The sequence below is a fragment of the Pseudomonas sp. LBUM1644 genome (genome assembly GCF_059716195.1).
The window spans coordinates 4,733,314-4,755,116 of the sequence record NZ_CP166812.1 but is presented as its reverse complement, the minus strand read 5'-3'; the positions used below and the strand labels follow the sequence as shown (position 1 = coordinate 4,755,116).

Genomic DNA, 21,803 nt, shown 5'->3' with positions numbered 1-21,803 from the left:
TGGCTTCCAAAGGAGATTGTCCTCATGCACGAGTACCTGAGTCCCGGCCGCTTCATCGATAGTGACCATCCGTCGGTGGTGGAGTTCGCCGAAAAGCATCGCGGTAACCGTCGCGACCCGCTCGAGCAGGCGATCAATCTCTATTACGCCGTGCGTGAGACCGTGCGTTACAACCCTTATACGTTCAGCCGCGATCCAGACACTTTGTGTGGCAGTTATGCGCTGGCCGCCGGGGAAAGTTATTGCGTGCCCAAAGCGACGCTGCTGGCAGGCGCAGCCCGGCACTGCGGGATTCCCGCGCGGATCGGTCTGGCGGATGTGCGCAATCATTTGTCGACCCCACGTTTGCTGGCGTTGCTCAAGAGTGACGTGTTCGCCATGCATGGTTATACAGAGCTGTACCTGAACGGCCGCTGGGTCAAAGCCACCCCGGCGTTCAACCAGCAGCTCTGCGAATTGTTCAACGTTGCGCCGCTGGAATTCGACGGGATCAACGACAGCGTGTTCCATCCCTTCAATCGCGCCGGCGAGCAATTGATGGAATACCTGATCGATCACGGCCAGTTTGCCGACGTGCCTGAAGTGTTCTTTTTCGAGCACCTGGAAAAGTGCTATCCGCACCTGTTCAGCCAGACACTGCCGCCGCTGCTGGGGGATATGCAGAGCGATTTGAGTCGCGCCTGATCCGGCGTATGCTGCCTGCGCATTCATCCATAAAGAGGCGGTCATGCTGAAGATCTGGGGTCGGAAAAATTCGTCGAATGTCAGAAAGCCTTTGTGGGCCGCGCAAGAGCTCGGCCTGGCCTATGAAGCCATCGATGCGGGCGGCGCCTTTGGCGTGGTCGACACGCCTGAATATCGTGCGATGAATCCCAATGGTCGCGTGCCGGTGATTGAAGACGACGGGTTCGTGCTGTGGGAATCCAACGCTATCGTGCGTTACCTGATGGCCGTCCACGCCAGCGGCACCGCGTGGTACCCCAGCGATCTGAAGGCCCGTGCCTCGGCCGATAAGTGGATGGACTGGACCACATCGAGTTTTGCCGGCCCGTTCCGTACGGTGTTCTGGGGCGTGCTGCGCACCCCGGAAGACAAGCAGGACTGGCCCGCCATCAACGCCGCCATCAAGGAATGCGACGAGTTGCTGGCGATGGCCGATCAGGCGCTGGCCGCCAAGCCGTACCTGTCGGGCGATGAAATCGGCATGGGCGACATCCCGTTGGGCAGCTTCATTTATGCCTGGTTCGAGATGCCGATCGAGCGTGCGCCGCAGCCTCATCTGGAAGCCTGGTATGCACGCCTGAAACAGCGTCCGGCGTATCAGAAAGCGGTCATGACCGCGTTGACTTAATACTCACTATCGACACACTTGACTGTACTTGTGTGGCGACGACAAGCACCATTGCGCTCATGCGCCGTGGCTGTGTTCGTCGCCACTCGCCCTTGTTCGTCCCTTTCCCCCCATCTTGGTGCGTAAATCCGATATGAGTTCCGCTCTGTCCATCCGGCAGCTAACCAAAACCTACGGCAACGGTTTCCAGGCCCTGAGTGGTATCGATCTGGACGTCGCCGAAGGTGACTTTTTCGCTTTGCTCGGCCCCAACGGCGCCGGCAAATCCACGACCATCGGCATTCTCTCGACCCTGGTGAACAAATCCAGCGGAACGGTGAATATCTTCGGTCACGACCTGGACAAGAATCCTGCGCAGCTCAAGCGCTCAATTGGCGTGGTGCCTCAGGAATTCAACTTCAACCAGTTCGAAAAGACCTTCGATATTGTGGTGACCCAGGCCGGTTACTACGGTATCCCGCCGAAAATCGCCAAGGAACGCGCGGAGCAGTACCTGACCCAGCTCGGTCTGTGGGACAAGCGCGATACGCCGTCGCGTTCGCTGTCCGGCGGCATGAAGCGTCGACTGATGATCGCCCGTGCGCTGGTTCACGAACCGCGCCTGCTGATCCTCGACGAACCGACGGCGGGGGTGGACATCGAACTGCGTCGCTCGATGTGGACCTTCCTCACCGAGCTGAACAAGAAAGGCATCACCATCATCCTCACCACACACTACCTGGAAGAGGCTGAACAGTTGTGCCGCAACATCGGGATCATCGACCACGGCACCATCGTCGAAAACACCAGCATGAAGCAGTTGCTCGGCCAACTGCATGTGGAAACCTTCCTGCTCGACCTCAAGAACACCTTGAGCACGCCACCGCAGTTGCTCGGTTATCCGACGAAGCTGCTCGACAGTCACACCATTGAGGTTCAGGTCGACAAGGCCATGGGCATCACGGCGCTGTTCACTCAGTTGGCGCAGCAAAACATCGAAGTACTGAGCCTGCGTAACAAAACCAATCGCCTTGAGGAGCTGTTCGTGTCCCTGGTGGAGAAAAATCTGTCGAAGGTGGCGTTATGAGTTCCGAGCTGCAACCCAACCTCGTTGCCCTCAATACCATCGTCTACCGTGAGGTGCGGCGCTTTACCCGGATCTGGCCGCAGACGTTGCTGCCGCCGGCGATCACCATGGTTTTGTACTTTGTGATCTTCGGCAATCTGATCGGTCGGCAGATCGGTGATATGGGTGGTTTCACCTATATGGAATACATCGTGCCGGGGCTGATCATGATGTCGGTGATCACCAACTCCTATGGCAACGTGGTCTCGAGTTTCTTTGGCAGTAAGTTCCAGCGTTCGATCGAAGAGTTGATGGTGTCGCCGGTGTCGCCGCATACCATTCTGATCGGCTACACCTTGGGTGGTGTGCTGCGTGGTTTGATGGTCGGGATTATCGTGACGTTGCTGTCGCTGTTTTTCACCCATTTGCAGGTGCATCACCTGGGTGTGACCATTTTGGTGGTGGTGCTGACGGCGACGATCTTCTCGCTGTTGGGCTTTATCAACGCTGTGTTTGCGCGCAACTTCGATGACATCTCGATTATTCCGACTTTCGTTTTGACGCCGCTGACGTATTTGGGTGGGGTGTTTTACTCGATTACATTGCTGCCGCCGTTTTGGCAGACGGTGTCGTTGGCGAACCCGGTGTTGCACATGGTTAACGCCTTTCGCTACGGCATCCTTGGCGTTTCGGACATCAAGATCAGTGTGGCGATTACCTTTATGGTGGTGGCGACGGTGGCGCTTTATATTAGTTGCGCTCGGCTGCTGGTGAGTGGGCGCGGGATGCGTACTTGATTGTTCTTGTTGGATGCTCGCTGAAGTTGTGGGTTGGGCGGATTTGATTTGATTTGATTTTGATGGTGGGCATATCCGTTATTTTTGTAGCGGCGGCTAATGGTTCCGCCCTTACGGCGGGTCACTTGGAAAAGCGCCAAGTAACCAAGCGCTCTTGCCCCTTTCGTTCGGTGCCTCGCTGTGGCTCGGCATGCCCTCGCTCCGGTCCTGCTCCGTGGGCCCGCCGCCATCGGCCATCCATGGCCGGGGGCGGCTAACCCGGCATCCATGCCGGGTTGCCCACTGCGCAGAACCTCCACTCGGCCTCACGAGGGGGCGGTGCGTCAAGATCAAGAGCTACAGGCGAGCTAACGCTCGGCCTTGAGTGGTGAACATCAAAAGCCGTATGCCGATCTGCTTTATGTGGGAGCGAGCCTGCTCGCGAAGGCGGCCTGACAGCCGACCAGTTCTTGCGGGTATACGCGTTCTCACTGTAGGAGCTGCCGCAGGCTGCGATCTTTTGATCTGGCTGTTGCTTTAGATTTTGATCTGCCTGCCCCTTTCCCAGAGGCCGAACGCAGGCGTTGCGCAGGGGGCACCGCGGCAAGGATGCCGCGGTAGCCGCCCCCGGAGCAATGCCGGAGTGAGGGCATGCCGAGCCATAGCGAGGCACCGAATGGAGGGGCAAAGCCTTTTGCTTCCTTTTCGCTGGGCCGGCATTCCGGCGTTTGGAAAAGGGAGTCGCTGTAAAAGCGAAACCGCCAGCAGCCGCTACCGCAGAAACGGATATGCCCCCAATCAACCAAAAAAAACGGCCTCCCAAGCAGAGGCCGTTTTACATTCTCACATTCGTCTTTGCTTGCGCCGCTTCCATTGCCGCGCAACCCACCAGCGCCAGTACAACATGGTCAGGCAATAGGCGAGGGCGCCCAAGACCAGCCCCACGACCACCGAACCCAGCAAAAACGGCTGCCACAACGTAGACAGCTCACCGCTAATCCATTCCCACGTCAGCTCATCCGGCAGGTGGCGGGACGGGACGTCCATCAACCAGGCACCGGTCTGGTAAGTGCAAAAGAATACGGCCGGCATGGTGATCGGGTTGGTCAGCCAGACCAGGCTCACCGCAATCGGCATATTGCCGCGCACCATGATCGCGAGGATGGCGGCTACCAGCATTTGCAACGGGATCGGCAGGAATGCCGCGAACAAACCCACCGCCATGGCCCGGGCGACGGAGTGGCGATTGAGGTGCCAGAGGTTCGGGTCATGCAGCAGCGTACCGAGAAAGCGTAAGGATTTGTGTTCCCTGATGCTCTTCGGGTCTGGCATGTAACGTTTGAATAAGCGCCGGGGCATAGGGCTTCTCGGTCGGTTAAGGCGGCAAGTATGTCTTGATTCTATGAGCTACCCATTCAGACTTTGTGACAATTAATAACGACGCTCGTGCGTTCGGCCGGCTATGCCTAGGGAGGGAACTCTCAAGGACGGACGTATGCGCACAGGGATGATAGCGCTGGCGTTGGGTCTGTTGGCCTTGCGTTTTTTACCGGTGTTACCACCGGTCTGGTTATGGATGTTGCTTGCGGTAGTGGGTTTGATGGCGTTGCCGTTTAAAACTTATCCACTGGCGTTTTTCCTGTTCGGCTTCAGTTGGGCGTGCGCGAACGCGCAGTGGGCGCTGAATGATCGACTGCCGCAAACACTTGACGGCGAGACGCGCTGGATCGAAGGACGGGTGACGGGGTTGCCGCAAGATGCCGACGGTGTGGTGCGATTCGAGCTGACAGACAGTCAGTCACGGCGTACGAAGCTCCCCCGGCATCTGCGCCTGGCCTGGTACAACGGACTCTCCGTCAACAGCGGCGAGCGCTGGCGACTGGCGGTGAAACTCAAGCGGCCTGCCGGACTGCTCAATCCTCATGCTTTCGATTACGACGCCTGGCTGCTGGCGCAACACATTGGCGCAACGGGCACGGTCAAGGATGGCGTGAGGCTGAGCGAAGCCCGTTGGGCCTGGCGTGACGGTATCCGCCAGCGTTTGCAGGCCGTTGATGCGCAGGGCCGAACCGGTGCGTTGCTCGCGTTGGTGCTGGGGGATGGCGCAGGACTCAGTCGTGAGGACTGGCAGGTATTGCAAGACACCGGCACCGTGCACCTGTTAGTGATATCGGGTCAGCACATCGGCTTGCTCGCGGGGCTGGTGTACCTGCTGATCGCCGGTCTGGCACGTTATGGTCTGTGGCCGAACCGCTTGCCCTGGCTGCCTTGGGCGTGTGCGCTCGCCTTCACCGCGGCGCTCGGTTACGGGCTGCTGGCCGGCTTTGAAGTGCCGGTGCGCCGGGCGTGCGTGATGATCGGCCTGGTGCTGTTGTGGCGCCTGCGCTTTCGTCACTTGGGGGCTTGGTGGCCGCTGCTGCTGGCGCTCAATGGCGTTTTGCTGCTGGACCCGCTGGCGAGCCTGTTACCGGGTTTCTGGTTGTCTTTCGCGGCGGTAGCGGTGTTGATCTTCACCTTCGGTGGCCGGTTGGGCCCTTGGCGCTGGTGGCAAACCTGGACCCGTGCCCAATGGCTGATCGCAATCGGCTTGTGCCCGCTGTTGCTGGTGCTCGGATTGCCGATCAGCCTCAGCGGGCCGCTGGCCAATCTGCTGGCCGTGCCTTGGATCAGTCTGGTGGTGTTGCCGCCAGCGCTGCTCGGGACGTTATTGTTGCCCATTCCCTATGTGGGTGAAGGGCTGTTGTGGCTGGCGGGCGGACTGATCGATTGGCTGTTCAAAGGCCTGGCGTTGATGGCCGGTGAATTGCCGGCGTGGGTGCCAGTCGCGGTGCCGTGGTGGATCTTTATGCTCGGCGCGCTGGGTGCCGTTCTTTTGTTGCTGCCCCGAGGTGTGCCGTTGCGGCCGCTGGGTTGGCCATTGCTATTGTTGCTGGTTTTTCCACCCCGCGAATCCATGCCAGAAGGTATTGCCGACATACTGCAACTGGATGTCGGCCAGGGCTTGGCCATCCTGGTGCGCACCCGCCATCACACCTTGCTGTATGACGCCGGACCGCGTTTCGGTGATTTCGACCTGGGCGCGCGCGTGGTGTTGCCAACCTTGCGCAAACTGGGTGTGGACGAGATCGACCTGATGCTGATCAGCCACGCCGACGCCGATCATGCCGGCGGGGCTCGGGCCGTTGCCGACGGCTTGCCAGTGAAACGGGTGCTGAGTGGTGACCCCGAGGCGCTGCCCGCGCAATTGCAGGCGCAGCGCTGTGAAAGCGGCCAACGCTGGAATTGGGACGGTGTGAGCTTTCAGCTTTGGCAATGGGCGTCAGCCAGTGACAGCAATCAAAAGTCCTGCGTGTTGCAAATCGAGGCGAACGGCGAGCGGATACTGCTGACCGGCGATATTGACACCACCGCCGAGCGAGCCCTGCTCGACAGCCCTCTCGCGGTGCCCACCGATTGGTTGCAGTCACCGCATCACGGCAGCCGCAGTTCCTCTTCAATGGCGCTGTTGGCGGTGTTGCAACCCGGTGCGGTGCTGATCTCCCGTGGCCAGGGCAATTCGTTTGGCCACCCGCATTCCACGGTCATTGCACGTTATAGAAAACGCGGCATGGCGATCTTCGACAGTGCCGGGCAGGGCGCCATTCGTCTGCAACTCGGACACTTCAAGCCACCCTGGACGATGCGTCTGGAACGCCGCTTCTGGCGCGATCCGCCAGCGCTCGGCCATTAGCCGCGAGTGATGAAAGGCCGACCGGATGCGACATCACGGTCTTCGGTGCGCCGACCCCCTATGTTAGAGTGGCGCACTTTTTCGAGGGGACTGTCACTGTGTGGGAATTGGTCAAATCCGGCGGATGGATGATGATACCGATCATTCTGAGTTCCATCGCGGCCATGGCGATCGTCGCCGAGCGTCTCTGGACCCTGCGCGCCAGCCGTGTGACCCCGGAGCACTTGCTCGGGCAGGTCTGGGTGTGGATCAAGGACAAGCAACTCAATAAGGAAAAACTCAAGGAACTGCGCGCCAACTCGCCGTTGGGCGAGATTCTTGCCGCCGGCCTGGCCAATTCCAGGCATGGTCGCGAGATCATGAAAGAGTGCATCGAAGAGGCTGCGGCGCGGGTCATCCACGAACTCGAACGCTACATCAATGCCTTGGGCACCATTGCCGCCATGGCCCCCTTGCTAGGCTTGCTGGGGACCGTGCTGGGCATGATCGATATCTTCAGTTCGTTCATGGGCACGGGCATGACTACCAACGCCGCGGTGCTGGCCGGCGGTATTTCCAAAGCCTTGATCACCACAGCGTCGGGTTTGATCGTCGGTATTCCCTCGGTGTTCTTCCACCGTTTCCTGCAACGGCGTATCGATGAACTCGTCGTGGGCATGGAGCAGGAAGCCATCAAGCTCGTTGAAGTGGTGCAGGGCGATCGCGACGTTGATCTGGCTGAGGGCAAAGCGTGAAATTCCGCCGCAAGCAACGGGAGAACGTGGACATCAACCTCGTGTCGCTGATCGACGTGGTGTTTGTCCTGCTGCTGTTTTTCGTGGTGACCACGACCTTTACCCGTGAAACCCAGTTGCGCGTCGACCTGCCGGAAGCCGTCAGCGGTTCGCCGGCCGAAGACCAGACCAAACAGCTGGACATCGCCATCAGCGCCGACGGGACGTTCTCGGTGAACAATCAGGTGTTGCCCAAGAGCGACCTGGCCACCGTGATGGACGCGCTGCAGAAAGAATCCAACGGTGATACCAACAGGCCACTGGCGATCAGTGCCGATGGCAAGACTCAGCATCAAAGCGTTATTACCGCCATGGACGCCGCCGGCAAGCTCGGTTTCAGTCATTTGCGCATGACCACAGTCGAGGCGGCGCCGCCCGCACCCTGATGGCCATGTCCGATCGCTTGCTCGCCGCGTGGTACGAGGGTCATCCGGCCCTGAAACTCTTGCAGCCACTGGAGTGGCTGTATCGGCGCGTCGTCATGGGCAAGCGCAAGCGTTTCCTGGCGGGCGCGGGTGAGATCTATCAGCCACCCGTGCCGCTGATCGTGGTCGGCAACATCACCGTGGGCGGCACCGGCAAGACGCCGCTGATTCTGTGGATGATCCAGCACTGCCAGCGCAGTGGTTTGCGAGTCGGCGTGGTCAGTCGGGGTTACGGCGCCAAACCGCCGCAGTTGCCCTGGCGCGTCGAGGCGGATCAAAGCGCCGGCATCGCGGGCGACGAACCGCTGTTGATCGTGCAGCGCACCGGCGTGCCATTGATGATCGACCCGGATCGCAGCAGCGCCGTCAAAGCATTGTTGGCGAGTGAGCCGCTGGACCTGATCCTTTCCGACGATGGCATGCAGCATTACCGGCTGGCCCGAGACCTTGAGTTGGTGCTGATCGACGCCGCCCGTGGCCTGGGCAATCAGCGCTGCCTGCCTGCCGGACCCTTGCGCGAACCGGTCGAACGCCTGCAAAGCGTCGATGCGGTGCTGTACAACGGCGCCGCCCAGGATCGCGATAACGGTTTTGCTTTCCAGCTGCAACCCACGGAACTGGTCAATCTGCAAAGCGGCGAGCGGCGTCCCCTCGACCACTTTCCCGCCGGTCAGGCCTTGCATGCCGTGGCCGGGATCGGCAATCCGCAGCGTTTCTTCACAACCCTCGAAACGCTACACTGGCAGCCAGTTCCCCATGCGTTTGCCGACCACGCCGAATACAGCGTGCAGGCGTTGAGTTTTACACCGTCATTGCCATTGGTAATGACCGAAAAGGACGCGGTGAAGTGCCGTGCCTTCGCCGCCGCCGACTGGTGGTACCTGGCGGTCGATGCCGCGCCATCGCCGGCCTTTGTGGCCTGGTTCAATACGCAGCTGATGCGCCTGTTGCCGGATCGTCTTTTGCCTTAAATCCGTTTTTATCCAGGGAATGCTCATGGACACCAAATTGCTCGACATCCTCGCTTGCCCGGTCTGCAAAGGCCCGCTCAAGCTCAGCGCCGACAAAACCGAGCTGATCAGCAAGGGCGCCGGCCTGGCGTACCCGATTCGCGATGGCATTCCGGTGATGCTCGAAACCGAAGCCCGTACCTTGACCACCGACGAGCGTCTGGATAAATGACCACCGCCTTTACCGTTGTCATCCCATCGCGTTACGCCTCCACTCGTCTGCCGGGCAAACCGCTGCTGCTGATCGCCGGCAAGCCGATGATCCAGCACGTGTGGGAGCAGGCGAGCAAAAGCAGCGCCGAGCGCGTGGTGGTTGCCACTGACGATGCGCGCATTGTCGAGGCGTGTCATGCGTTTGGCGCCGAAGTGGTGCTGACCCGCGAAGATCACAATTCCGGCACCGATCGCCTGGCCGAAGTCGCCGCGAAACTGGGCCTGGCCCCTGACGCCATCGTGGTCAATGTCCAGGGTGACGAACCGCTGATCCCGCCGAGCGTGATCGATCAGGTGGCCGCCAACCTGGCCGCCCACACTGAAGCGCGCATGGCCACATTGGCCGAGCCGATCGAAGACGTTGAAACCCTGTTCAACCCCAACGTGGTCAAGGTCGTCAGCGACCTCAACGGCCTGGCGCTGACGTTCAGTCGCGCGACCTTGCCTTGGGCGCGGGATGCGTTTGCAAAAAATCGCGAAACGTTGCCAGAAGGCGTGCCCTACCGCCGCCACATAGGCATCTATGCCTACCGCGCCGGTTTCCTGCATGACTTCGTCAGCTGGGGCCCATGCTGGCTGGAAAACACCGAATCCCTAGAGCAACTGCGTGCCTTGTGGCACGGCGTGCGGATTCACGTCGCCGATGCGGCGATCGCCCCGCCAACCGGCGTCGACACCGTTGAAGACCTCGAGCGCGTTCGTCGTCTACTGGAGGCCTGATGCGGATTTTGTTCGTATGCCTGGGCAATATCTGCCGTTCACCTACGGCTGAAGGCGTGCTGCGGCACAAACTGCGCGAAGCGGGGCTGGCCGATCAAATCGAAGTCGCCTCCGCCGGCACCGGTGACTGGCACGTCGGCAAGGCGCCGGACCGACGCAGTCAGGCCGCGGCCAGGCTGCGCGGTTACGACCTGTCCGCCCAGCGCGGCCAGCAAGTGACCCGTGCCGATTTCGCCACCTACGACTTGATCCTGGCGATGGACCACAGCAATCTGCGCAATCTCCAAGCCATGCAACCGGCCAGGAGTAAAGCCGAGCTGGACCTGTTTCTGCGTCGCTACCAGTCGGAAGTCGATGAAGTACCGGACCCGTATTACGACGGCGACCAGGGCTTTGACCTCGTGCTGGACCTGATCGAACGCGCGAGCGACCAGCTGGTGATCGATTTGAAAGGCCGTTTATGAGTTTGCAGGTACAACAGCAGGTTTCGCTCAAGCCTTACAACAGCTTTGGCGTGGATGTTCAGGCTCGTTTGTTTGCGCAAGCCCACAGCGATGACGATGTGCGTGAAGCGCTGGCCTATGCAGCGGAACATGATGTACCGCTGCTGGTGATTGGCGGCGGCAGCAATTTGCTGCTGACGGCCGATATCCAGTCGCTGGTGTTGCGCATGGCAACCCGGGGGATTCGCATCCTGAGCGATGACGGCAGCAAAGTCGTCATTGAAGCCGAAGCGGGCGAGCCTTGGCATCCGTTCGTGCAGCACACCCTCGCGCAGGGTTTGTCGGGCCTGGAGAACCTCAGCTTGATTCCCGGCACCGTGGGCGCGGCACCGATGCAGAACATCGGCGCCTATGGTGTGGAGATCAAGGACGTGTTCGCCGGCCTGACCGCGCTGGATCGCCAGACCGGCGAGCTGCGCGACTTCACGCTTGCAGAGTGCAACTTCGCCTACCGTGACAGCCTGTTCAAGCAGGACCCAGGGCGCTGGTTGATTCTGCGTGTCCGTTTCACCCTGGACCGCGCCGCGCATTTGCACCTGGAATACGGCCCGGTGCGTCAACGCCTGACCGAGCAAGGCATCGATCACCCGACCGCCTCCGATGTCAGCCAGGCCATTTGCAGCATCCGCAACGAAAAACTGCCGGACCCGGCCGTGCTCGGCAATGCCGGCAGCTTCTTCAAGAATCCGCTGGTGCCCGCAGCGCTGGTCGCCCGGCTCAAAGGTGAATACCCGGACCTGGTGGCTTACGCGCAACCCGATGGGCAAATGAAACTGGCCGCGGGCTGGCTAATCGAACGGGCGGGCTGGAAGGGTTTTCGTGATGCCGACGCCGGTGTGCATAAGCTGCAAGCGCTGGTGCTGGTCAACTACGGCAGCGCCAGCGGCCTGCAATTGCTGAACCTGGCGCAGCGCATTCAGAAAGATATATCCGAGCGTTTCCATGTCGACCTGGAAATGGAGCCGAATCAGTATTGAATCTACGCTTCAAGGACTGATCTCAAAGCCCTGCACACTGATAACTGTGCAGGGCTTTTTTGTTAATGCCGGGTTAACGTAGCCACCCGACGATGCAAGCATTTCTCCATCAAAGGCCCGATGCAGACGCTCCCGTCCGCATAAGAGAGCCTCCTTAGCCTGAGCCGATCTGCGTGTTGCCAACCGCCACCCCCGGCGGCAGATTGCTCGACCCGATAACCTGAAAATATGCGGGCGTGCCCATGATTACCCTGAAGCTCAACGGTCAAGACCATCAACTCGACGTCACCGAGGACATGCCGCTGCTCTGGGCAATCCGCGACGTGGCCGGTTACAACGGCACCAAGTTCGGCTGCGGCATGGGCCTGTGCGGTGCCTGCACCATTCATATCGAAGGCGCCCCGGCGCGCAGTTGCATCACGCCGATTGGTTCGGTGGTCGGCCAGAACGTGACCACCATCGACAACCTGCACGCCGACCCGGTCGGGCAGGTCGTCCAGCAAGCCTGGCTCGACACCGCCGTCGCTCAGTGCGGTTTCTGCCAGGGCGGGCAGATCATGTCGGCGACAGCCTTGCTCAAGAGCAATCCGCACCCCAGCGACGAACAGATTGAAGAGGCGATGGTCGGCAATATTTGCCGTTGCGGCACTTATAACCGCATCAAGACCGCCATCCGCCAGGCGTCCACTCACCTGAAGGAGGCCAAGGCATGAGCCAGTTACCCAATGATTTCGCGCTGAGCAATCTCAGCCACCTCAGCCGGCGTGGCTTCCTCAGGGGCGTCGGTGCCACCAGCGTGCTGGTGCTGGCGGCAAGCTGGGGCTGGCAGGACGCTTTTGCCGAAGAGGCAGTGAAGAAGTTCGGTGCCGACGGCATGCCCCACGGCGCGATCGATGATCCCAAGGTTTACGTCAGCATCGCCGCCGATGGCACGGTGACCGTGGTCTGCAACCGTTCGGAAATGGGCCAGGGTGTGCGCACCAGCCTGACCATGGTGGTGGCCGATGAACTGGACGCCGACTGGGCAATGGTGAAGGTGCAGCAGGCACCGGGTGACGAAGTGCGCTTCGGCAACCAGGACACCGATGGCTCGCGCAGCATGCGCCACTGGTACGAACCGATGCGCCGTTGTGGGGCTGCCGCGCGAACCATGCTTGAGCAAGCGGCGGCCGAGCAGTGGAAAGTGCCGGTCGGCGAGTGTCATGCACAACTGCACAAAGTCATTCATCAACCGACCGGGCGAGAACTGGGTTATGGCGCGCTGGCCGCCGCTGCCAGTGCGCTGGCGGTGCCGGCCCGTGACAGCGTGCGGCTCAAGCAGCCCGCGGAATTTCGCTATATCGGCAAGGAGGGCACCAAGGCTATCGACGGTGCCGACATCGTCAACGGCCGGGCAGTCTACGGCGCCGATGTGCACTTCGATGGCATGCTCTACCCACCATTGCGCGCCCGGCGGTGTACGGCGGCAAGGTCAAGTCCGTCGACTCGATAGCCGCGATGAAAGTCCCCGGTGTGATCAAAGTCATCCAGATCGAAGGCCGTCCGCTGCCGTCGGAGTTCCAGCCGCTGGGCGGCGTGGCGGTGGTCGCGAGCAATACCTGGGCGGCGATCAAGGGGCGCGAGGCGCTGAAAATCGAATGGGATGACGGCCCCAACGCCAGTTATGACTCGATCGCTTACCGCAAGGAGCTGGAAGCCGCGTCCCTCAAGCCGGGCAAGGTGGTGCGCAACACCGGCAACATCGACGAGGCCATGGGCAGCGCCGACAGCACCCTCGAAGCCTCCTACTACTTGCCCCACCTGGCACAGGCGCCAATGGAGCCGATGGTCGCCATCGCCCGCTTCAAGGACGGCGTGTGTGAAGCCTGGGGGCCCAGTCAGGCGCCGCAAGTCACCCGTACCCGAATCGGAGAACGCCTCGGCATCCCGTTCGATAACGTCACCTTCAACGTCACGTTGCTGGGCGGCGGTTTCGGGCGTAAGTCCAAGCCGGACTTCATTATCGAAGCGGCCATCCTCGCCAAGGAATTCCCTGGTAAAGCGGTGCGGGTGCAATGGACCCGCGAAGACGACATCCATTGCTCCTACTTCCACACGGTGTCGGCGGAATACCTGAAGGCCAGCCTGAACAAGGACGGCCTGCCGTCGGGCTGGTTGCACCGCACCGTGGCACCGAGCATCACCGCGCTGTTTGCGCCGGGCATGAACCACGAGGCGGCGTTCGAGTTGGGCATGGGTTTCACCAACATGGCCTATGCGATCCCTAACGTGCGTCTGGAAAACCCTGAAGCGACGATCCACACCCGGGTCGGCTGGTACCGTTCGGTATCGAACATTCCTCACGGCTTCGCGATTCAGAGCTTCGTCGATGAACTGGCGCACAAGGCCGGGCAGGACCCGCTGAAATACCAGATCAAACTGCTCGGTCCGGATCGTCAGATCGATCCGCGCACCTTGAGTGAGGAGTGGAACTACGGCGAATCGCCCGAGCGTTATCCAATCGATACCGCTCGTCTGCGCACGGTGCTGGAAACCGCTGCCAAAGCCGCCGGGTGGGGGCGTGAACTACCCAAGGGCCGTGGCCTGGGCCTGGCGGTGCATTACAGCTTCGTCACCTATGTGGCGGCGGTGATCGAAGTCGAGGTCAAGGACGATGGCACGTTGATCGTGCACAAGGCTGACATCGCGGTGGATTGCGGTCCGCAGATCAACCCCGAGCGGATTCGCTCGCAGTTTGAAGGCGCCTGCGTGATGGGACTGGGCAACGCCGTATTGGGGGAAATCAGCTTCAAGGACGGCAAGGTCCAGCAGGACAACTTCCACATGTACGAAGTGGCACGCATGTCGCTGGCGCCGAAGGAGGTCGCCGTGCATCTGGTGACGCCGCCGGGCAACGTCCCGTTGGGCGGTGTCGGTGAACCGGGTGTGCCGCCGATCGCGCCGGCGCTGTGCAACGCGATCTTCGCGGCCACGGGGAAGCGCATCCGTAACTTGCCGGTTCGCTATCAACTGCAAGGTTGGCAGAAGGCCGGGGCCTGATGGACAGCGTCGATCTGAATGTCCTGCGCAGTGTGCTGGAGTGGCGCCGCGCCGGTCATCGCGTGGTGTTGTACAGCGTGGTCCAGACCTGGGGCACCGCGCCCCGGGCCCCCGGTGCGATGCTGGCGCTACGTGAAGATGGCGTGGTGATTGGCTCGGTGTCCGGTGGCTGTGTCGAGGATGATTTGATTGCCCGGTTGCATGATGGCCGGATTCCGGCCGACGGGCCGCCGGTGCAATTGATTACCTATGGCGTCACCCGGGAGGAGGCCGCCCGGTTTGGCCTGCCGTGCGGCGGAACGTTGCGTTTGACCGAGGAGCGTGTCGGCGATTCAGCCTGGGTTGCCGAGTTGTTGGCACGCTGCGAGGCCCATGAAATTGTGGCTCGCTCACTGGATATTGCGAGCGGCACCGTGGTCCTGCAATCGGCAAGCAAGTCCGACCTGCTGACGTTTGACGGGCAGACCTTGCGCGCCATCTACGGTCCGCGCTGGCGATTGTTGCTGATCGGCGCCGGGCAACTGTCGCGGTATGTCGCGGAAATGGCCCGTCTGCTGGATTTCGAAGTATTGATCTGCGATCCACGCACCGAGTTCGTCTATGGCTGGGAAGAGCAACATGGGCGATTTGTTTCCGGCATGCCCGATGAAGCGGTGCTGAACATTCAGACCGACGAACGCACCGCCATTGTCGCCCTGACCCACGATCCTCGACTGGATGACATGGCGCTGCTGACCGCCCTGGATTCCAAGGCTTTCTATGTAGGAGCACTGGGGTCACGGGTCAACAGCCTGAAGCGCCGGGACAACCTGGCTCAGCTAGGCTTGTCACAGCAGGCCATCGATCGCCTGCACGGCCCTATCGGGTTGCACATCGGTAGCCATAGTCCGGCGGAAATCGCGTTGTCGCTGATGGCGGAAATCGTGGCGATCAAGAATGGCGTGGCACTGAAGCAGAAGAAACTGTTGCAGGAGGACCTATGAGTGGGCCAATCGGCGTGATCGTGTTGGCGGCGGGGCTGGGCATTCGGTTTCGGCAAATTGCCGGCGCCGAGAAGGACAAGCTGCTGGCTGACTGCACCGGTCGGGATGGAGCGGTTCGTTCCGTGATTGAACACGTGTTGGTCAACCTGCCAACTGCAGTTGAAAAGCGTGTGCTGGTGACTACCGAGGCTCGACCGCAAGTGATTCGCATGGCACAGGCGTATGGTTTCGAGAGTGTGCTGATCGATTCGACTGGCATGGGCGACAGCATTGCGGCCGGGGTGGCGGCGTGTCCGCAGCTCGCTGGTTGGTTGATTGTGTTGGGCGACATGCCGTTTATTTTGCCATCCACGATCGAGCGGGTGCGCGCAGGGATTGCTGATAATGGGATCAGCGTCCCGGTGATCAATGGCGAGTACGGACATCCAGTGGGTTTCGGGCGTTCGTTTGGACCGGGATTGATGGCGTTGTCCGGGGATCGAGGGGCAAAGCCGTTGTTTGCATCGGCGAGGGTGGTGGAGGTGGCGGTGGATGATCCTGGGGCGTTGTGGGACGTGGATGTGCCGACGAAGTTGGTGTTTGTGTAAAGATCAAAAGATCGCAGCCTTCGGCAGCTCCTACAGGGGATTGCATACTGTAGGAGCTGCCGCAGGCTGCGATCTTTTGATCTTCTGATTTTGGACATAAAAAAGCCCCGCCTGGATCACCAAGCGGGGCTTTTTAGTGGCCGATGGAATCAGACGAGGGGTTTAGGCTCGTGCTCTTTTTCCAGGGCTTGCTCGTGTTGCTCAACCGCTTCCTGAACGGAACGCGGTGCTTCGTCGATCACCGATGCAACCGGCTCTGCAGCAGGTTCAGCCGCCTCAACCGCTTCAGCCGGAGCAGCAACGGCAGCCAGTTCGGCTTCCTTCTGCAGGCGCTCGGCTTCACGCTTGCGACGACGCACTTCACGCGGATCGTTCGGTGCACGGCCATTTTCGGTCAGGGCGCTGACTGGGGCGGCTTCAACCACTGGCTCAGCCACTTTGGCTACCACAGGGGCTTCAACCACCGGAGCAGGCTCTGGTTCGGCAACAACAACCACTGGCTCGGCAACCGCTACTTCAGCGACTGGCGCTGGCGCTTCGACCACTGCTGGCTCGGCAACCCAGTTGAACGCGGTTTGTTCTTCGCGAACTTCACGAACCGTTTCAGTCACTGTTTCAGCAACGGTTTCAACAGCCGGCTCTGCAAACACGGCAGGCGCTTCAGCAACCACCACAGGTTCAGCGGCAGCTTCAACGTGAGGCTGTGCTTCTTGAACCGGTGCCACTTCGATTTCCGGAGCGGCGGTTACTTCGACAGGCGTGGTCGCTTCAACGACCGGCGCTTCTACTGGAGCAGTTTCCAGGGTGGCGGCCGTGGCGCGTTCGGCTTGCTCGTTGGCCTGTGCTTCAGCAGGTGCGCTGATCACAGTGCTGGCAACGGCTGCAGTTACCGCCAGGCCAGCAGCCAGGTCGGCAGTGCTTGGCGCTTCGTTGCCTTCGCCAGCTTCGTTACCTTCGGCGGATTCGGATTCTTCCGAACCTTCAATCACATTGCCGTTGGCATCGCGTTGACGCTCACGACGGTTGCTGCGACGACGTTGGCCACGGGAGCGGCGGCGTGGACGATCGCCTTCGGCGCCATCCTGACCGTCTTCCTGCAGTTGCTCTTCGTTGCCGGTCAGCTCTTCTTCGGCAACGGCGGCAACAGCTTGCTCGGCACGCGGTTGACGTTCTTCACGCGGTGGGCGTGGAGCGCGTTCTTCACGTGGCTGGCGAGCTGGACGCTCTTCAGCGGTAGCCGTTGCAGTAGCGGTAGCTGCAGCAGCGGCCGGAGCAGCATCCAGAGGCTCGCGCAGTTCACGAACCGGACGCTCTTCACGATCGCCACGTGGCTTGCGATCTTCGCGAGGCGCGCGCGGTGCACGTTCTTCACGAGGTGCACGAGGGGCGCGTTCTTCGCGGGCAACGGCTACCGCTGGCGTTTCTTCACGAGCTTCACGTGGTTGACGCTCTTCGCGTGGCTCACGTGGTGCGCGTTCTTCACGCGGAGCACGCTCCTCACGAGGCTTGCGTTCTTCATCGCGGCGACCATTACGGTTACGGCTCTGTTGACGACCGTTGCGACGCTCTTCGTTGCGGGCCGGACGTTCGGTGGTCACTGGTTTTTCAACCACAACCGGAGCGGCAGGCTCTTCCTTGGTCGCGAACAGGCTGACCAGCGACTTCACCAGACCTTTGAACAGGCTCGGCTCAGGCGCGGCAACCGGTGCGGCGACTGGGGTGGCAGCGACGACTTCGGTCGGAACCGGAGCGTTGGCGCGGGCCGGAGCGGTCTTGACCGCGGCTTCCTGGCGAACCAGGGTGCGGGTCGCAGCGGCTGGCTGGACTTCTTCGACTTCGGCAGCGGCAGCAGCGATTTCGTAGCTGGACTGGTTGATGCTGGCTTCCGGGCTGTCATCGCGCAGACGCTGAACTTCGAAGTGCGGCGTTTCGAGGTGATCGTTCGGCAGAATGACGATGCGGGCACGGGTGCGCAGTTCGATCTTGGTGATCGAGTTGCGTTTTTCGTTGAGCAGGAAAGCTGCAACCGGAATCGGCACTTGTGCGCGGACTTCGGCGGTGCGGTCTTTCAGGGCTTCTTCTTCGATCAGGCGCAGGATCGCCAGCGACAGCGATTCGACGTCACGGATGATGCCGGTGCCGTTGCAACGCGGGCAAACGATGCCGCTGCTTTCGCCCAGGGACGGACGCAGGCGTTGGCGGGACATTTCCAGCAGGCCGAAGCGCGAGATGCGACCGACTTGCACGCGAGCGCGATCGGCTTCCAGGCATTCGCGGACTTTCTCTTCCACGGCGCGCTGGTTCTTGGCAGGGGTCATGTCGATGAAGTCGATGACGATCAGGCCGCCGATGTCGCGCAGGCGCAACTGACGGGCGATTTCTTCGGCGGCTTCAAGGTTGGTCTGCAGGGCGGTTTCTTCGATGTCGCTGCCTTTGGTGGCGCGCGCCGAGTTGATGTCGATGGACACCAGGGCTTCGGTCGGATCGATAACGATGGAACCACCGGAAGGCAGTTCAACGACGCGCTGGAAAGCGGTCTCGATCTGGCTTTCGATCTGGAAACGGTTGAACAGCGGAACGCTGTCTTCGTACAGCTTGATCTTGCTGGCGTACTGCGGCATTACCTGGCGGATGAAGGTCAGGGCTTCGTCCTGGGCTTCAACGCTGTCGATCAGCACTTCGCCGATGTCCTGGCGCAGGTAATCGCGGATGGCGCGGATGATCACGTTGCTTTCCTGGTAGATCAGGAACGGCGCGGAGCGATCCAGCGAGGCTTCTTTGATGGCGGTCCAGAGTTGCAGCAGGTAGTCGAGGTCCCACTGCATTTCTTCGCTGCTGCGGCCAAGGCCTGCAGTACGAACGATCAGGCCCATGTCGGCTGGCGCAACCAGGCCGTTCAGGGCTTCACGCAGTTCGTTGCGCTCTTCACCTTCGATGCGACGGGAGATACCGCCGGCACGCGGGTTGTTCGGCATCAGAACCAGGTAACGACCGGCCAGGCTGATGAAGGTGGTCAGGGCGGCGCCCTTGTTGCCACGTTCTTCTTTTTCGACCTGAACGATGACTTCCTGGCCTTCGCTCAGGACGTCCTTGATGTTGACGCGGCCTTCAGGGGCTTTCTTGAAGTATTCGCGGGAGATTTCTTTGAGGGGCAGGAAGCCGTGGCGCTCGGAGCCGAAATCGACAAAGGCAGCCTCAAGGCTTGGTTCGATGCGAGTAATCCGGCCTTTATAGATGTTGGCCTTTTTTTGCTCGCGTGCACCGGATTCGATGTCCAGGTCGTAGAGGCGTTGGCCATCTACCAGTGCAACACGCAACTCTTCGGGTTGAGTTGCGTTAATCAGCATTCTTTTCATGTAGTACCGTCGGTTTCCGGGCTGCCGGAAACGGCGTTCGGCACACACGACTTCTCACGGTCGGTGTCAGGTGCGTCAGGAGTGGTTGGACACTCCAGTGTCTAGCGATGGCGGCCAATGTGGGCCGGCGTCGCGACGTACGCGTCCTGCTTGCTGTGGCTACTTAAGCACTCAGTCAGGAGGAGGAATCAACCAGCGGCTGTGGACGAGATGAAGCGTCTTGATAAAGCCTATTGCTACACAGTCCAGCGGTTGTGCATCTCCACCCTACACGTATCCCTGATAATTCGGGTGCTGCCGCGCGCAGAATCCGCAGCGGGTTGGCATTTACCGTGAGCTCCGAAAGGGGGAGGTCACGCATCATGGCTAATTTAGGCGTTGTTTCCGAAGCGTTCGCTCGGGGTCATTTGCAGCTGACTGCACTTTGTGAACTGGCCGTGAATATTGGCTCGCAAGGCGAGTGAAAACTCTGCTTTGCCGCTTGATTCAGGCCTCATGTCACCTGCGCTCGTTACACCTGCAAACTCCACCGTTACGTAGCGAAAGCCCCGTAGGACGGCCTCGCGTCCTGGTGAATTGCGTTGGTCAGGGCCGGTTTTTGACCGTTAGTCCGCTGTCCAGGCCGCTTTTGGCGGCGTTCGCGACTATAGCAGCAATGATTAAGTGCTTCAATTCCATAAAAAATTGTTATCATCCGCGGCATGACGACTACAGCCCCTTCGACCCCAGCCGTACAACTGCTGGAGGTCTCGCCGGAATATGCCGGCCAACGTATTGACAACTTCCTTCTCGCTCGGCTCAAAGGCGTGCCCAAGACCTTGATTTACCGCATTTTGCGCAAGGGCGAAGTGCGGGTGAACAAAGGTCGGATCAAGCCCGAATACAAGCTGCAGGCGGGCGATATCGTGCGCGTGCCGCCGGTTCGCGTGCCTGAGCGCGATGAGCCCGTGCCGCTGGCTCAAGGCCTGTTGCAACGGCTCGAAGCCTCGATTGTCTTCGAAGACAAGGCGCTGATCGTGATCAACAAGCCTTGTGGCATTGCCGTTCATGGCGGCAGTGGCTTGACGTACGGCGTGATCGAAGCCTTTCGTCAGTTGCGTCCGGATTGCAAGGAGCTTGAGCTGGTTCACCGTCTCGATCGTGACACCTCCGGCCTGCTGATGATCGCCAAGAAGCGCAGCATGCTGCGTCACTTGCACACGGCATTGCGCGGCGATGGCGTCGATAAGCGCTATATGGCGCTGGTTCGCGGTAACTGGGCGACCTCGATCAAGCAAGTCCGTGCATCGCTGGGCAAGAGCAATCTGCGCTCTGGCGAGCGCATGGTCGAGGTCGACGAGGAGGAGGGCAAGGAGTCCGTGACCGTGTTCAAGGTGTTGCGTCGTTTTGGCGACTTTGCCACCCTGATCGAAGCCAAGCCGATCACCGGTCGGACTCACCAGATTCGCGTCCATACCCTGCACGCCGGGCATTGCATCGCCGGCGACACCAAGTATGGCGATGAAACCTTCAGTAAAGAAATTCGCGACCTCGGCGGCAAGCGCCTGTTCCTCCACGCCTATATGCTGACCGTACCGTTGCCAGATGGCGGCGAGCTGAAGTTGCAGGCCCCCGTGGATGAAATGTGGGCCAAGACCGTGGAGCGACTGAGTGCACCCCTCTGATTACAAGCTGCTGATTTTTGATTGGGATGGCACGCTGGCCGATTCCATTGGTCGGATTGTCGAGGCGATGCATGTCGCGTCGGAGCGCTCAGGTTTTCAGTTGCGCGATGATTTTGCCGTCAAAGGCATCATCGGCCTGGGCTTGCCGGAAGCGATCCGCACGTTGTACCCCGAGATCAGCGATACCGGACTGGTAGCGTTTCGCGAGCATTATGCGGACCACTACATTGCGGCGGAAGCGGTGCCTTCGCCGTTGTTTGAAGGCGTTGTCGAGTCGATGGAGGCGTTCCGTGCCGAGGGTTATCACTTGGCGGTCGCCACCGGCAAGGCCCGTCGCGGGCTGGATCGGGTGCTGAAAGCGCACGGTTGGGAGCGTTATTTCGACATCACCCGTGCCGCCGATGAAACCGCCAGCAAGCCCCATCCGCTGATGCTTGAGCAGATCCTCGCCCATTGCGAGGTTCGCCCGGAGCAAGCGTTGATGGTTGGCGACTCATCATTTGATCTGCAGATGGCGCGCAACGCCGGAATGGATTCAGTGGCGGTCAGTTACGGCGCCCAATCGATTGACGCGCTGAAGCTGTTCGAGCCGGCCTTGTCGATTGATCGCTTTTCAGAATTGCATGCCTGGCTGAATCAGCAGGCTTAATC

Annotated in this window: 19 protein-coding genes and 1 pseudogene; 18 read left to right on the top strand and 2 right to left on the bottom strand. The window is 60.6% G+C overall.

Going from position 1 to position 21,803, the window contains the following annotated elements; genetic code table 11:
• Positions 1 to 24: 24 nt before the first annotated feature.
• The 4 genes from ACA052_RS21690 (at position 25) to ACA052_RS21675 (ending at position 3,193) form a co-directional block, all read left to right on the top strand.
• Positions 25 to 684, top strand: coding sequence for a transglutaminase-like domain-containing protein (locus ACA052_RS21690; protein ID WP_497646724.1), 660 nt, complete (start codon positions 25 to 27; stop codon positions 682 to 684).
• Positions 685 to 727: 43 nt separating this feature from the next.
• On the top strand, positions 728 to 1,351 hold the full coding sequence (locus tag ACA052_RS21685) for a glutathione S-transferase family protein (protein ID WP_497646723.1): 624 nt from the start codon (positions 728 to 730) through the stop codon (positions 1,349 to 1,351).
• Positions 1,352 to 1,484: 133 nt separating this feature from the next.
• Positions 1,485 to 2,417: an ABC transporter ATP-binding protein gene (locus ACA052_RS21680; RefSeq protein ID WP_497646722.1), complete on the top strand. Its 933-nt coding sequence runs from the start codon at positions 1,485 to 1,487 to the stop codon at positions 2,415 to 2,417.
• Positions 2,414 to 3,193: an ABC transporter permease gene (locus ACA052_RS21675; protein WP_497646721.1), complete on the top strand. Its 780-nt coding sequence runs from the start codon at positions 2,414 to 2,416 to the stop codon at positions 3,191 to 3,193. The genes ACA052_RS21680 and ACA052_RS21675 overlap by 4 nt, the downstream gene beginning before the upstream one ends.
• Before the next feature lie 822 nt (positions 3,194 to 4,015).
• Here ACA052_RS21675 and ACA052_RS21670 read toward each other — a convergent pair.
• Entirely contained in the window at positions 4,016 to 4,531 is a 516-nt protein-coding gene (locus ACA052_RS21670; protein ID WP_497646720.1) for a DUF2062 domain-containing protein, read from the bottom strand.
• 136 nt (positions 4,532 to 4,667) lie between these two features.
• Here ACA052_RS21670 and ACA052_RS21665 point away from each other — a divergent pair, with 136 nt between their 5' ends.
• The 12 genes and pseudogenes from ACA052_RS21665 to ACA052_RS21610 all read left to right on the top strand — a co-directional run bounded on the left by ACA052_RS21665 (position 4,668) and on the right by ACA052_RS21610 (position 16,132).
• Positions 4,668 to 6,902, top strand: coding sequence for a DNA internalization-related competence protein ComEC/Rec2 (locus tag ACA052_RS21665; RefSeq protein ID WP_497646719.1), 2,235 nt, complete (start codon positions 4,668 to 4,670; stop codon positions 6,900 to 6,902).
• A 98-nt stretch (positions 6,903 to 7,000) separates the two neighbouring features.
• A complete protein-coding gene (pocA, locus tag ACA052_RS21660) occupies positions 7,001 to 7,636 on the top strand; it encodes a flagellar polar localization protein PocA (protein ID WP_497646718.1) in 636 nt (211 codons plus the stop codon).
• Positions 7,633 to 8,061: a flagellar polar localization protein PocB gene (pocB, locus tag ACA052_RS21655; protein ID WP_497646717.1), complete on the top strand. Its 429-nt coding sequence runs from the start codon at positions 7,633 to 7,635 to the stop codon at positions 8,059 to 8,061. Before pocA ends, pocB begins: the two co-directional genes overlap by 4 nt.
• The gene (gene lpxK / locus ACA052_RS21650) at positions 8,061 to 9,071 is read left to right on the top strand and encodes a tetraacyldisaccharide 4'-kinase (RefSeq protein WP_497646716.1); all 1,011 of its coding nucleotides are present in this window, start codon (positions 8,061 to 8,063) and stop codon (positions 9,069 to 9,071) included. Before pocB ends, lpxK begins: the two co-directional genes overlap by 1 nt.
• 25 nt (positions 9,072 to 9,096) lie before the next feature.
• Positions 9,097 to 9,282 (top strand): Trm112 family protein, encoded by a 186-nt coding sequence (locus ACA052_RS21645; protein WP_007945752.1) that lies wholly within the window; start codon positions 9,097 to 9,099, stop codon positions 9,280 to 9,282.
• The gene (kdsB, locus tag ACA052_RS21640; RefSeq protein ID WP_497646715.1) at positions 9,279 to 10,043 is read left to right on the top strand and encodes a 3-deoxy-manno-octulosonate cytidylyltransferase; all 765 of its coding nucleotides are present in this window, start codon (positions 9,279 to 9,281) and stop codon (positions 10,041 to 10,043) included. Before ACA052_RS21645 ends, kdsB begins: the two co-directional genes overlap by 4 nt.
• A complete protein-coding gene (locus ACA052_RS21635) occupies positions 10,043 to 10,507 on the top strand; it encodes a low molecular weight protein-tyrosine-phosphatase (protein WP_497646714.1) in 465 nt (154 codons plus the stop codon). The genes kdsB and ACA052_RS21635 overlap by 1 nt, the downstream gene beginning before the upstream one ends.
• The gene (murB, locus tag ACA052_RS21630) at positions 10,504 to 11,523 is read left to right on the top strand and encodes a UDP-N-acetylmuramate dehydrogenase (RefSeq protein ID WP_497646713.1); all 1,020 of its coding nucleotides are present in this window, start codon (positions 10,504 to 10,506) and stop codon (positions 11,521 to 11,523) included. Before ACA052_RS21635 ends, murB begins: the two co-directional genes overlap by 4 nt.
• 242 nt (positions 11,524 to 11,765) lie before the next feature.
• Positions 11,766 to 12,236 (top strand): (2Fe-2S)-binding protein, encoded by a 471-nt coding sequence (locus tag ACA052_RS21625; RefSeq protein ID WP_497646712.1) that lies wholly within the window; start codon positions 11,766 to 11,768, stop codon positions 12,234 to 12,236.
• Positions 12,233 to 14,562: pseudogene (locus tag ACA052_RS21620) on the top strand (xanthine dehydrogenase family protein molybdopterin-binding subunit). The gene ACA052_RS21625 and the pseudogene ACA052_RS21620 overlap by 4 nt, the downstream one beginning before the upstream one ends.
• Positions 14,562 to 15,545 carry an XdhC family protein gene (locus tag ACA052_RS21615; RefSeq protein WP_497646711.1) on the top strand — a complete coding sequence of 328 codons (984 nt, stop codon included), beginning with the start codon at positions 14,562 to 14,564 and terminating at the stop codon, positions 15,543 to 15,545. Before ACA052_RS21620 ends, ACA052_RS21615 begins: the two are co-directional and overlap by 1 nt.
• The gene (locus tag ACA052_RS21610; protein ID WP_497646710.1) at positions 15,542 to 16,132 is read left to right on the top strand and encodes a nucleotidyltransferase family protein; all 591 of its coding nucleotides are present in this window, start codon (positions 15,542 to 15,544) and stop codon (positions 16,130 to 16,132) included. The genes ACA052_RS21615 and ACA052_RS21610 overlap by 4 nt, the downstream gene beginning before the upstream one ends.
• A gap of 149 nt (positions 16,133 to 16,281) precedes the next feature.
• On the opposite strand, the gene rne is transcribed toward ACA052_RS21610, so the two are convergent.
• Positions 16,282 to 19,488, bottom strand: a complete 3,207-nt coding sequence (gene rne / locus ACA052_RS21605) for a ribonuclease E (protein WP_497646709.1) — start codon at positions 19,486 to 19,488, stop codon at positions 16,282 to 16,284.
• Positions 19,489 to 20,189: 701 nt separating this feature from the next.
• On the opposite strand from rne, the gene rluC reads away from it, so the two are divergent.
• Positions 20,190 to 21,152, top strand: coding sequence for a 23S rRNA pseudouridine(955/2504/2580) synthase RluC (gene rluC / locus ACA052_RS21600; protein WP_497646708.1), 963 nt, complete (start codon positions 20,190 to 20,192; stop codon positions 21,150 to 21,152).
• Positions 21,139 to 21,801 (top strand): HAD-IA family hydrolase, encoded by a 663-nt coding sequence (locus tag ACA052_RS21595; RefSeq protein WP_497646707.1) that lies wholly within the window; start codon positions 21,139 to 21,141, stop codon positions 21,799 to 21,801. Before rluC ends, ACA052_RS21595 begins: the two co-directional genes overlap by 14 nt.
• Positions 21,802 to 21,803 lie beyond the last annotated feature (2 nt).